Origin of the sequence: Micromonospora sp. NBC_01405, from assembly GCF_045040155.1 — a bacterium.
In the GTDB taxonomy this organism is placed as follows: domain Bacteria; phylum Actinomycetota; class Actinomycetes; order Mycobacteriales; family Micromonosporaceae; genus Micromonospora.
Map to the genome: position 1 here is coordinate 1,537,980 of NZ_CP109532.1, position 12,332 is coordinate 1,550,311.

A 12,332-nucleotide genomic window follows, 5' to 3' on the forward strand; every position below is an offset into this window, starting at 1 on the left:
ACTCAGCCGAGCGGGGTGAAGGTGATCGGCAGCCGTTGGAGGAAGCGGAAGTTGACGCTCTCCAGCCAGTCCGGCTTCGCGTCGACCAGGCGCAGGTCGCCGGCCCGGCGCAGCAACGCCGCCAGGCCGACGTCGATCTCGGTGACGGCCAGGGCGGCGCCGAGGCAGTAGTGGATGCCGTGTCCGAAGGACAGCTGGTCGGCGGCCCGGCGGGTCACGTCGAGCCGGTCCGGGTCGGCGTAGTGCTCGGGATCGCGGTTGCCTGATCCGAGCACCAGAGTGACCGAGTCGCCCTGCCGGATGTGGCAGCCGGCGATCTCGATGTCGTCGAGCGCGACCCGGGAGGTGAACTGCACGGGGCTGTCGTAGCGCAGGAATTCGTGTGCGGCGCCGGCCGACAGCTCGGGCTGCTCCCGCAGCCGCCGCTGCTCGTCGGGGTGGTCGACCAGGGCGAGGACGGCGTTGCCGATGAGGTGGGTGGTGGTGGCCTGACCGGCGTCGATGAGCAGCAGGAAGTTCGCGAAGATCTCTTCGTCGGTGTAGTCGGCCCGCGCCAGTTGCCCGGCGATCATCTCGCTGAAGAGGTCCTGGGCGTCGCCGGCCCGGCGGGCCTCGATGTCGGCGTCGAAGACCGCCCGCAGCGCGGTGAGGCGCGGCACCGCCTTGCGCGACTGGGTGAAGAACTCGTGGAGCAGGCCCGGCCAGTCCCGCAGCAGGTGCAACGCGTGGTCTGGCACGCCGGCCAGCCGTCCCACGACGCGCCGGGTGAGCGGCTCGGAGAAGTCGCGGATGACGTCCATGCGCCCGCTAGGGACGACCTGGTCCAGCAGTTCGTCGGCGATCTCCTCGACCAGCGGCCGGAGTTGCCGGATGAACCGGGGCGTCAGGCCCGGCTTGATGAGCTGACGCAGCCGGGTGTGCCGGGGCGGCTCGTTGAAGAGCATCATGTCGGCCAACGCCGACTTCAGCGGGGCGATCTCCGCCTGGGCGGCGGCCGGGAGCTGCGCGTAGAAAGACTCGATCCGCGCGCCGGTGACGCGGTCGTCCTTGGACAGGCTGACGATCTCGTCGTAGCCGAGAACCAGCCAGGTACGCATCCACTCGTCCCAGCCGACGGCGCCGCCCGACCGCAGCTGGCGGTAGAGCGGGTAGGGGTTGGCCTCCCACTGCGGGTCGTAGAGGGCGAGCAGGCTCGGTGGCCTCGTCGTGGCCTGGGCGTCAGTCACCTCTTCAGCGTCCGGGCCGGACTATATTTTCTCGGTACCTGGTCTATCCGTTCCGTACCGCGCCTGTGCCCCGCGACCGTGGGCGCGGGGCACGGGGTGGGCGGTGCTCAGTGCAGGTGCTCGGCGATCCTCGGCTTCGCCGGTCCTGCCGGCTCGTCCCGGTGCGCCTCGCGCCGGTCGCGGCGCGACCAGGCACGGTCGTTCAGCAGGGCCAGGGCCGCCGGCAGCAGCACGCCGCGTACCACGGTGGCGTCGATCAGGATCGCGACCGCCATCCCGACCCCGAGCATCTTGTACTCGATCGCCGACAGCGTCACGAAGACCGAGAACACGCCGATCATGATGGCCGCGGCGCTGGTCACCACGCCGGCGCTGGCACCGATGCCGCTCACGATCGCCTCGCGGCTGGTGGCGCCGGCGCTGCGGCGTTCCCGGATTCGGCTGAGGATGAAGATGTGGTAATCCATGCTCAGGCCGAACAGCAGGACGAAGACGAACAGCGGTAGCCAGTCGGTGATCCCGCCGTAGGCCTGGAAGCCGAACAACCCCTCCAGGTGGCCGCCCTGGAAGACCCAGGTCAGCGCCCCGTACGCGGCACCGATCGAGAGCAGGTTCAGCACGATCGACACCAGCGGCAGCGCCCAGGACCGGAACGCCACGGCCAGCAACACGAACGCCAGCACCAGGACGAAGGCGAACACGACGGTCAGCCGGTCGCGTACCTGGTTGGTGAAGTCGTAGGCGAACGAGGTCTTGCCGGTCACCGCGAACCGCGCCCCGGGCACCTGCCCGAACGTCGCCGGCAGCACGTCCTCCCGCAGCGTGCGCAGCGCCTGGTTGGACCGGTCGTTCGTACCGTCGCCGTCGAGCGGGACACGGACCACCAGGGCCTGGTCGACCCGCATCACCGACACCGGTTCGTGCAGCAGACCACCGCTGGACGCCACGCGGGCACGCAGTTGTGCGGTGGCGGCGGTGATCGCGGGGCCGGTCACGTCGACGCCCCAGACCACCACCTGCTCGGGTGCGGCCGAGCCGGGGAACGCCTGCTGCATGCGGACGGCACCGTCCACCGCGGGCATGCTGCGCGGCAGGCTGTTGGTCGGACCGGCATCCTGGAGGCGCATGCCGAACGCGGGGATCGACAGGCCGACGAGCAGCAGGACCGCCGCCACGCCCCAGAGCACCGGGCGTCGGACCACCGCGCGGGCCATCGTGGTCCACAGTCGTGACTCACGCGCTGTGGTACGCCGACGACCCAGCCACGGCACGCGAGCCCGGTCCACCCGGTGTCCGAGGATGGCGAGCAGGGCCGGCAGGGCGGTCACCGACCCGACGACCGCGAGGCCGACGACCGTGAACGTGCCGACGGTCAGGCCCCGGAAGTTGTCCAGCCCCGTCAGCCAGAGGCCGCCCACGCAGAGCATGACGGTCAGGCCGGAGACGATCACGACGTGGCCCGAGGTCCGGGCGGCCACCCGCAGCGCGGGCCCGGTCTCCAGGCCGGCGGCCCGTTCCTCGCGTTCGCGTCGTAGGTAGAACAACGAGTAGTCGACGCTCACCGCGACCCCGACGAGCAGGATCATCGACGAGGTGGCGCTGTTGATGGGTAGCACCTGATCGATCACCGACAGCAAGCTCATCGTGGCCGCCACCGTGGTCGCGGCCAGCAGCAACGGGATGCCGGCCGCGACCAGTGACCCGAAGACCAGCAGCAGGATGAGGATGGTCAGGGGCAGCGAGGTCGACTCGGCCCGTGTGAAGTCCTCTTTGATCGCGTTGTCGACCGTGGCCGACAGGCTCTGGTCGCCGGCCTGCGCCACCAGGACGTCGGGATGCCGGGCGGCCACGGCGTCGACGGCCTGCTTCGTCGCGTGGTAGTTGTCGATCATCGCGTCGTTCGGGCCGGCGACGATGAAGGTGACCAGGCCGGCACGGCCATCGGACGACACCTGTCCGGTCGCAGCCGCATCCAGCGGCGACTTGATGTCGGCCACCGCGGAGGAGAGCTGTCGCAGCGCCGTCACCGTGTCGGCCGCGGCGGCTCTCAGGGCCGGGTCGTCCTGGAACCTGGTCATGGCCGCCGTCCGCGAACGGATCAGCACGTTCTCCCGGATGGGCAGGTATTGCGACTGGTCGCGCAATGCCTGCTGAGCCACGCCGGACTCGCCTGGATCGTGGGCGGGCGCGCCGTTGCCCTCGACCAGGGAACTGCCGAGCAGGGCCACCACCACCAGGCCGAGCCAGCCGAGGAACACCGGCCAGCGGTGTCGGACCGACCAGCCGGCCACACGTTCGACGACAGTTTCCCGGGGCGGCGATTCGTCGGTACGACGCACAGCTTCGATGGACACAGACGTCATCCCCTTCTCGTACGAGACTGATTCGTTGTTCTGGGGGCGACGCTCGTACCGACCCGAATGTCTGTCCGGCCCGGCGAAATGGCTACTCGACGTCCTTGAGGATGCGTTCGATGGCCGCCAACCGGGTCTCGACCTCGGTCAGCCTGCCGCCGGTCAACTCCTGCGCGGTGATGGACCGGTCGGCAAGCTCCCGGTAGTCCCTGTCCCGAGCGAGAGCGGCCCTGGCTCGCAGCGTCTTACCGACCTCTCGGATGGTCACCGCAAGGACGATGATCATCAGCGCGAAGAGCCCGATGACTGCGATGATCTCCTGCCAGGCCCATGGGTCCATGCCTGCAATCCCCTTTTTACCGCTGTTCGGCGTAGCTATTTGGTGAGCGTCTGCACCGCTTCCGCGATGGTTTCCGGCGTGAGGGCGACGGCGAAGTCAAGAACCTCGTAGAACTTCATCGCCTTGCCGTCCTCGGAGAGCTCGAGTTGCGACTCCACGAGGCCCACCGCCTCCAGCTTGCGCAGGTGGACCTGCAGTAGCGCCCGGCTGATGCCCAACTCGCGGGCCAGCCGGCTCACGTAGTTGCGTTGCTGGGACAGCGCTGCCACAACCCGCAGGCGATGCGGGTTGGACAGCGTGGCCAGCACCTCGACGAACTCGTCACCGTTAACCGTTGCGGCTTCCACACCATCCTCCTGCACGTGCAAACATAACTTAGCACGTGCCGACTACGATGAGAAGCAGGGTGGCGCGGACCCTCACCGTCGATCAGCCATGCAGCTCCCGCAGGTAGTCGTACGTGCTGGGCAGGGTGCTCAGCAGCTCACGCTGCTTGTCCTTGATCGAGGCGAACAGCGGCTCGGCCCGCTCCATGGCCCCTGCGCGGTAGGTGAGGGCTGGCAGCGGACGCTCCGGCAACACGTCCAGACCCGCGAAGACGCAGTAGTAGCTGCTGTTGGTCCAGTAGTTGCGGAACTCCGCCTCGAAGTTGGCGTAGTAGGTGGACTCGTCGGCGATAGGCATGTTGACGGCCAGCCCGGCGCGGTACTCGGCGAGCTTGCGTTGGATGTCGCCGGTCAGCACGAGATCCTTGCAGGCCCGCCAGAACGGCGTGTCCCGGCGCGGGGCGAGACTGAAGTGGGCCTGCAGAAAGTCCCGCGAGTCGTCGAACATCGTCTCGATCTCGCGGTTGAACGAGTCCACCAGGACCGGGTCGAAGTTCCGGTCGGGGAAGAACCTCGCGAGCTGGTACAGGGCGGCGGTGATGAAGTAGATGCCGGTCGACTCCAGCGGCTCCAGGAAGCACGACGAGAGCCCGATGCTCACGCAGTTGCGCACCCACGTACGCCGGTTGCGCCCCACCCGGAACTTGATGTGGTTCAGCGGCTGCTCCTCCGGGTTCAGGCCCCACATCCCGCAGAACTCGCGGGTCGCCGTGTCCTGGTCAGCGAAGCGGCTCGAGTACACGTAACCGGTGCCGAACCGGCCCAGCATCGGAATCTTCCACGACCAGCCGGACGACATGGCGATCGAGGAGGTGAACGGCTCCACGCCGTTCGCGGCGTCGTCGTGCGGCACCGCGGTGGCGACGGCCCGGTCGTTGAGCAGGTGGTCGCTCATGTCCAGGAACGGTTCACGCATCACCTTGTTGATGAGCAGGCTGCGGAACCCGGTGCAGTCGACGAACAACTCACCGGAGACCGTGCGGCCGGACCTGAGCGTGAGCGAGGTGATGTGGCCACGCTGGTCGATGGCTGCGTCGACCATTTCGTCCTCGATGTGCACGGCGCCCTGCTTCTCGGTGGCGAAGCGCCGCAGGAACGCCGCGACCAGACTGGCGTCGAAGTGCCAGGCGTAGTTGGTCCACCTGGTGCCGTCGGCGAACCTCGGCGCGAGCTTGGCGTCCATCACCGGCGCCTCGCGGTAACAGGCGTAGTCGAACGGCTCGGTGGTCTCGCCGGCGAGCCGCTTCGTCGCCCAGTAGTGCGACAGCGGCAGGTTGTCCGAGTTCGGCAGGATGCCGAACAGGTGGTAGAAGTGGTCGCTCTGGCCGTTGACCTGCCGGGTCTGCGACTCGCCCTGTCCTGGCGTACGCCAGTTGATGAACTTGATCCCCATCTTGTAGCTGGCGTTGCACTCCCGCATCCAGTCCGCCTCGGCCAGACCGAGGAAGTCGAAGAACGTCTTGTGCAGGTTGGGAACGGTCGCCTCGCCCACACCGATCCGCGGAATGGACGGCGCCTCGATGACCGTGATCCGCACGTGCGGGCCGAGCGCCCTGCCGAGGTAGCTGGCCGTCATCCAGCCGGCCGTGCCGCCGCCGAGAACGACGACGTCCTTGATTCTGTTGTCTTCCATCCGATGGCACCCTTCGCGACCGGATCCGCCCGGAAAGGCTGGCCGATTGCCGGGCGGATCGCATCCTCCTGCGCGGGGGTCCGCGCCAGAATGTCACTGTTTCGAGGGGGCCGATAACGCGACTATATTCCAGCTATTTACTCCTATTCACGGCAAAACACCTCGGCCCGGATCCGCCGATGTGTGGCAGACCGGCTGGCGTACGACGGTCAGACCGCAACCGGCTCGCGCCACGGCGCGAGACGGGCGGCGGCGGGGCGCGGCCCCTGACCGACGGCCGGAGCGGCGGCCGGAGCGGCGGCGGCCCGGCGGGCGGCCCGGCGGGCGGCGCGACGACCAGGCAACTGGAACAGAACGGTGGCCACCAGGCCGAGGACGATGCCGGGGATCGCGCCGAGGAAGGGACGGTCCGCGAAGGCGATCCCACCGAGACGGCCCAGGCCGTTCATGTACAGCGCCCAGAGCACGCCGGCCACCGCCGCGCTCACGAAGAAGCGTCGCAGCGGGAAGCGCAGCGAGCCGGCCATCAGCGCGGTAGCCGTCCGGCCGCCGGGCAGGAAGTGCCCGACCACCACGGCCAGGCCACCGTGTCGCAGCAGGGCGCGTTCGGCGCTGGCCAGGGCCGCGCCGACCGGACCGAGCCGCGACCGGCGGAAGCGGCCGATCGTGTGCGCGCCCAGGGCGTACGCCACGCAGTCGCCGGCGAACGAACCGGCCGCAGCACTGAGCAGCAGGCCGGTGAGGTCGGGGCCCCCGGCGACCGACAGCGCGGCCAGGCAGATGACCAGCGAGTCGGACGGCAGCGCGGTGAACACCGCATCGGCCATGACGAGGAGGGCCACCACCAGGTAGATCCATGGAGACGCCGCCAACTGCATCACGTGGTCCAACATCTGATCGCCTCCCCACCCCGGCCGAGACGATCGCCCAGCCGACCCAGACAACTATCACCTGCAAATCGAGCTTTGCAGGTGCTAGAGATGGAGTCAAGGACGGCCAACCCTGATTGACCCCCGAGATCGCCCTAGGGGTCGACAGCCCACCCTGACCACGAGGTACATAAATCTACTTGCATATGCTAGCTTTACTTTGCGGGTCACGAGCTGGTGCGGTGCCACCACCGGACGCTCGGGCCCGCCCATGAACCCGGTCCGGGGGTGGACCCCCGACTACCTCCGGACCGGCCAGACTCAGGCCGTCCCGGCGCTCGCCAGTCGCGCTGCCAGATCACCCACCGTCGGATGCCGGTACAGGTCACGCAGCGGCAGGCGGGGCAGCCCCCGCTCACGCATCAGCGAGGCGATGCGGACGGCGTAGAGCGAGTTGCCCCCCAACTCGAAGAAGTTGTCCGCACCGTCGACCGGCACGCCCAGCACGTCCTGCCAGACCTCGGCCAACGCTCCGGCCAGGTCCACTCCCCCACCGTCCACGCCTGACCGGCCATCCGGAACGGGGCGACCGGGCGGGGAGGATCTCGTCGCGGCGGGGGCCGGCAGCCGGTCGCGGTCCAGCTTTCCGTTGACGGTCAACGGCAACGAGTCCAACGCGGTCAGGGTTGCCGGCATCATGTGGTCCGGCAGGATTCGGGCGGCCCGGCGCCGTACGACCGCGGTGTCCTCGCCGCCGAGCACGACGTACCCGTCGAGCCGGGGCTGGGCCGCGTCCCCGGTCCCCAGCCCGCCGAGCACCACCGCCGCCGCCAGGACGGCCGGATCGGCCAGCAGCACCGAGCGGATCTCGTCCAGCTCGATCCGAAAGCCACGGATCTTGACCTGGGTGTCGAGCCGCCCCAGGTGCTCCAGGCTGCCATCGGGGAGCAGCCGGCCACGGTCACCGCTGCGGTACATCCGCCCGCCGGTCCACGGATCGGGGACGAAGCGCTGCGCGGTCAGGTCGGGTCGGTCGAGGTAGCCCGTCGCGACCCCCTCGCCACCGACGCAGATCTCCCCCGGCACGCCGATCGGCTGCAACCACCCGCGCTCGTCCACCACCCGTACCGACCAGCCGGGCAGCGCCCGGCCCACCGACCGGGAGCCGGCGAGCGCGTCGCCCCGGCCGACCGTACGCGTGGTGACGTGCACCGTGGTCTCGGTGATGCCGAACATGTTCACCACTCTGCAGCGCGACTCCGGATAGCGGTCGTACCAGCCGAGCAGCAGCCGGGTGTCCAGCGGCTCCCCGCCGAAGACCACCAGACGTACGGCCAGCGGCCGATCCCGCCGACGATCCTCGGCGATCAACTGGGCGAACGCCGACGGCGTCTGGTTCAGCACGGTCACCTGCTCGTCCACGAGCAGGCTGTGGAAGTCCTCGACGGACCGGGACGTCCAGTACGGCACCACGACCAGCCGGCCGCCGGTGAGCAACGCCCCCCAGATCTCCCACACCGAGAAGTCGAACGCCCCGGAGTGGAAGAAGGTCCAGACGTCGGCCGGGCCCAGCCCGAGATCCATCCGGGTGGCCTCGATCAGAGCGGCGACGTTGTGGTGCGGGATCACCACACCCTTGGGCCGCCCGGTCGACCCGGAGGTGTAGATGACGTACGCGGCGGAGCCGGGATCCCGGGACGGGGTGAACGGCGCCGCCTCCTCGGCAGCCAGGTCGTCCGGCCGCAGGACCCGGGGCACGTCGGCATCGTCGAGCGTCCCCGGTGCGGCGACGACGAGCCGCAGTCCGGCGTCCTGCGCGGTGTACTCCAGCCGGGCCCGCGGGTACGCCGGGTCCATCGGGACGTAGACCGCTCCCGCGCGTACGGCGGCAAGCATGGTGACGACCAGGTCGACCGACCGTTCGAGGCAGATGCCCACCCGGGAACCCGCTACCGCACCGGCCGACCGTAGCGCACCAGCGAACCGGGTGGCCCGCTCGTCCAGCTCCCGGTACGTCAGCGAGTCCGCGCCGCAGCTCAGCGCCACCGCGTCGGGCCGCAGCGCGACCTGTCTGGCGAAGAGTTCGTCGAGGTGGGCGACGCCGACAACGGGACCGTCGGTCTCGCCCAGAGCGGCCACCTCGGCGCACTCGGCGGCGTCGAGCAGCTTGACGTCGCGCGGGTCCACGCCACGGCACAGCTCGGCGTAGGCGCGGACGAGGTGCCTGGCGAATCGACGCGCCGACCCGGCGTCCACCGACTGCTCCCGATGGTGCAGCTCCAACCACCGCTCGCCGCCGTCGCGCCGGACCAGGACGGTAAGCGGGAACGACGGGACCGGGCCCGGTTGGTAGCGGGCGTCGACCTCTCCGGTCAGCACGGCGGCGCGCGGACGGTCGTCGGGCGCGGGCGCAGACTCTGCCCGGCCGTCGACGACGGTGACGGCGAACGGCCCGGGAACGCGGTTCCGGTCCGGCCCCTCGCGCATGATCGCAGTCACCGGCGCCCGCTCACCGTCGTAACGGTCGAGGACCACCGCCACGGCGGCGACCAGCTCGTCGGCCGGGCCGTCCGCGAAGGGCGAGCGGATCACGCCGGCACGGTCGCCCGCCCCCGGGTCGCCGGCCGCCCAGTCGAAGCCGGGTTCGGTGCCGCCGGATCGCCGCGCGGCGGGCGGTGGCCCGAGCGCCGGCGCGGGGCCGTCCGGGATCGGCGCCAGGCCGAGCGTGACGTCGGCGATCAGGGCCAGCGACGCGATGTCCACCGCCCGGCGGTCGGCCACCAGGATCAGCTCGGCGTCGCCGTCGAGATAGGAGAGCAGCACCGCGCGCAGCAGAGCGACCGGGCGGGACAGCTCGATGCGCCGCCGCCGCTCACCCATCGGTGACCCCGCGGGGGCGGGGACCGCCTCCACCCACAGCCGGGGCGCGCCCGGCCCGGGCCACCAGACGGCGGCCGCGGCCGCGAACCTGTTGGCCAGTTCGGCGGGGTCGCCGGGGGCCGGCGCACGCCAGCCGTGACTTCCTGACAGCACAGGACGCCTCCCTACACGAGTACGGGCCGGTCAACGGATGGTGAACCCACCGTCGACCGTCACCACGCTGCCAGTGACCTGCCGCGCGTCGTCACTGGCGAGCCAGAGCACCGCCCCGGCCACGTCGGCGGGTTCGATCAGGGCGTTCATCGGCTGGTCGCGGACGAAGGTCTCCTCGTGTTCGGCAACCGGCACCTCGAGCGAACGGGCGATCTCGGTGAGCATCCGGCCCTCGACCTGCGGGTCGTCGCGTACCGACCCGGGGCACACCGCGTTGACCCGCATCCGGTACGGGGCGTAGTCCAGCGCGGCGGCCCGGGTGAGGCCGATCAGGCCGTGCTTGGCCGCCACGTAGCCGGCGAAGTGGCGGTAGCCGACCAGCCCGGCGGTGGAGGCCACGTTGATGACGCTCCCGGAACGCTGACGCATCATCAGTTCGCCCACGGCGTGGATGGTGCGCCAGGCGCCGGAGAGGTCCACGTCCAGCATGAGCTGCCACTGCTGTTCCTCGATGTCGTGCACGGCGCGGCCGGAGGGCGCGGCGATCCCGGCGTTGTTCACCAGCACGTCGAGCCGGCCGAACCGGTCCACCGCGACGGCCACGGACGCCTCGACCGCGGCCAGGTCCCGGACGTCGGCCTGCCGCACGAGCACGGCGACGCCCTGCGCACGGCAGAGCCGGGCGGTGTGCTCCAGTTGGCTGACCGAGGCCATCGGGTACGGCACGCCCGGCAGGTCCCGGGCCACGTCGAGCAGGATCAGGTCGGCGCCCGCGCCGGCGAGGGCGACCGCGGTGGCCCGGCCCAGGCCCCGGCCCGCTCCGGTCACCATCGCGACCCGACCCGCGAGCCGCTCCCCTGCCACAGCCGGCGCGCTCAGCACGCCGCAGCTCGCGCGTCGAGACGGTTCTCGATCAACCGCAGCAGCGCCCGCTCGCCGGTGGGCTCGGTGAGATACATGTGGCCGCCGGCCAGCTCGACACTGTCGAACGGCCCGGTCGTCGCGTCGCCCCACTGGCCGCACTCGGCGGCGGTGACCAGGTCGTCGCGGTCGCCCCGGACAGCCGTCACCGGGATACCCAGCGGCGGGCGGGCCTGCGGACGGTGATTCTCGTGCATCTCGACGTCCGCGCGCAGCATCGGCAGCAGCATCTCCAGCATCTCCGGGTGGTCCATGGCCGGGTGCCGGTAGCCGGCGAGACGGCGTACGGCGACCAGGAAGCCCTCGTCGTCGAGCCCGCTCGCGCGGTCCTGCCGGACGCTCCACGGACCGGCCGAGCCACTCACGAACAGGCCGACGACCGGGACCTGGCCGGACAGCCGGTACGCCAGCTCGTACGCGAGCACCGCACCCAGGCTGTGCCCGAAGAGGGCAACCCGGCTGGTGTCGGCGATCCGGGGCAGCAGCCAACCGGATGCCTCGCTGACCGCGGCCTCGACGGTGATGTGCGGCTCGTCGTCCAGCCGCTCCTCCCGCCCGGGAAGCTGGGGGGCGACCACGCGCAGCCCTGGTGGGGCGACGGCCTGCCACTTCTTGAAGAACGACGCGCCGGATCCGGCGAACGGCAGGCAGACAAGGGTGGCGGATTCCACGGGTGCCCCCTCAGCTCGGCTGGTGAACAGGGTCGAGGATGTCGCCGCGGAACAGGCCGGAGCCCTCGGGCACCTCGGCAGGATCGCCGCCGAGGATCTCGATCCTGTTCCGCTCGTCGACGAAGACGACCCGCGGCTTCGCGGTCGCCACGTCGGCTTCGTCGTACACGCCGTACGCCAGGATGATCACCAGGTCGCCCGGCTGGATCAGCAGTGCCGCGGCGCCGTTGATGCCGATGATGCCGCTGCCGGCCGGGCCCTCGATGACGTACGTCGACAAACGGTGGCCGTTGTTGATGTCGACGATGTCGACCTTCTCGTCGGCCACCAGGTCGGCCGCGTCCATGAGCGCCCGATCGACCGTCAGTGACCCGACGTAGTGCAGATCGGCCTGGGTCACCGTGGCCCGGTGGATTTTCGACTTCAGGAGCGTCCGATACATGTTCCGTCCCTCGCGTGTCCGTGGTCGCCGGCGGGCTGGCTGCGTACCGCGTCGACGCCACCGTCAGGCGGTCCCCGATATTCCGCCTATACCCCGGCTATTCGCCGCGGGCCGGCGACGAGGTCGTAGACGACGTATAGGCGGAATATCGGCAGGGCTGAAGGATCGGCAGCAACGACGTCCATCAGGTGGAGGGGTTCTCCGTGGCTGACGAACAGGAAGACGACCAGACATACGTGGTGGTGCTGAACGACGAGGAGCAGTACTCGATCTGGCTGGCCGACAGGGAGATCCCTGCCGGCTGGCGCACCGACGGCACCAGGGGCAGCCGCTCGGAGTGCCTGGCGCACATCGGTGAGGTGTGGACGGACATGCGCCCGCTGAGCCTGCGCCGCCGGATGGCGGAGGCCACGGCCGGCTGACCGCACCGGTACGGCGACGCGCCGGGGAGGACGTC

Annotated in this window: 11 protein-coding genes; 1 reads left to right on the forward strand and 10 read right to left on the reverse strand. The window is 70.4% G+C overall.

The annotated features are described in order from the left end of the window. Positions 1-2: 2 nt before the first annotated feature. The 10 genes from OG559_RS06020 to panD form a co-directional block, all read right to left on the reverse strand. The gene (locus OG559_RS06020; protein ID WP_405113271.1) at positions 3-1,226 is read right to left on the reverse strand and encodes a cytochrome P450; all 1,224 of its coding nucleotides are present in this window, start codon (positions 1,224-1,226) and stop codon (positions 3-5) included. Positions 1,227-1,333: 107 nt separating this feature from the next. Beyond that, positions 1,334-3,580: an MMPL family transporter gene (locus OG559_RS06025; RefSeq protein WP_405113273.1), complete on the reverse strand. Its 2,247-nt coding sequence runs from the start codon at positions 3,578-3,580 to the stop codon at positions 1,334-1,336. Positions 3,581-3,671: 91 nt separating this feature from the next. Beyond that, complete coding sequence (locus OG559_RS06030) at positions 3,672-3,920, reverse strand: hypothetical protein (RefSeq protein ID WP_405113275.1); 249 nt, start codon at positions 3,918-3,920, stop codon at positions 3,672-3,674. 35 nt (positions 3,921-3,955) lie between these two features. After that, a complete protein-coding gene (locus OG559_RS06035) occupies positions 3,956-4,267 on the reverse strand; it encodes an ArsR/SmtB family transcription factor (RefSeq protein WP_405113277.1) in 312 nt (103 codons plus the stop codon). 82 nt (positions 4,268-4,349) lie between these two features. Further along, the gene (locus OG559_RS06040; protein ID WP_405113279.1) at positions 4,350-5,939 is read right to left on the reverse strand and encodes a tryptophan halogenase family protein; all 1,590 of its coding nucleotides are present in this window, start codon (positions 5,937-5,939) and stop codon (positions 4,350-4,352) included. 209 nt (positions 5,940-6,148) lie between these two features. Beyond that, positions 6,149-6,832, reverse strand: a complete 684-nt coding sequence (locus tag OG559_RS06045; RefSeq protein WP_405113281.1) for a DedA family protein — start codon at positions 6,830-6,832, stop codon at positions 6,149-6,151. Between the two features lie 297 nt (positions 6,833-7,129). Next, positions 7,130-9,841: a non-ribosomal peptide synthetase gene (locus OG559_RS06050; protein ID WP_405113283.1), complete on the reverse strand. Its 2,712-nt coding sequence runs from the start codon at positions 9,839-9,841 to the stop codon at positions 7,130-7,132. Positions 9,842-9,871: 30 nt separating this feature from the next. Further along, a complete protein-coding gene (locus OG559_RS06055; RefSeq protein WP_405113285.1) occupies positions 9,872-10,705 on the reverse strand; it encodes an SDR family oxidoreductase in 834 nt (277 codons plus the stop codon). An 11-nt stretch (positions 10,706-10,716) separates the two neighbouring features. Beyond that, positions 10,717-11,433, reverse strand: a complete 717-nt coding sequence (locus OG559_RS06060; protein WP_405113287.1) for a thioesterase II family protein — start codon at positions 11,431-11,433, stop codon at positions 10,717-10,719. 10 nt (positions 11,434-11,443) lie between these two features. Continuing rightward, on the reverse strand, positions 11,444-11,875 hold the full coding sequence (gene panD / locus OG559_RS06065) for an aspartate 1-decarboxylase (protein WP_405113288.1): 432 nt from the start codon (positions 11,873-11,875) through the stop codon (positions 11,444-11,446). Positions 11,876-12,078: 203 nt separating this feature from the next. On the opposite strand from panD, the gene OG559_RS06070 reads away from it, so the two are divergent. Next, a complete protein-coding gene (locus tag OG559_RS06070) occupies positions 12,079-12,297 on the forward strand; it encodes an MbtH family protein (protein ID WP_405113290.1) in 219 nt (72 codons plus the stop codon). Positions 12,298-12,332: the final 35 nt, after the last annotated feature.

What these genes read in the sequence shown, in the direction of transcription:
- OG559_RS06030 (WP_405113275.1), bottom strand. Translation starts at nt 3,920, where the DNA reads ATGGACCCATGGGCCTGGCAGGAGATCATCGCAGTCATCGGGCTCTTC.
- OG559_RS06045 (WP_405113281.1), bottom strand. Translation starts at nt 6,832, where the DNA reads ATGTTGGACCACGTGATGCAGTTGGCGGCGTCTCCATGGATCTACCTG.
- OG559_RS06040 (WP_405113279.1), bottom strand. Translation starts at nt 5,939, where the DNA reads ATGGAAGACAACAGAATCAAGGACGTCGTCGTTCTCGGCGGCGGCACG.
- panD (WP_405113288.1), bottom strand. Translation starts at nt 11,875, where the DNA reads ATGTATCGGACGCTCCTGAAGTCGAAAATCCACCGGGCCACGGTGACC.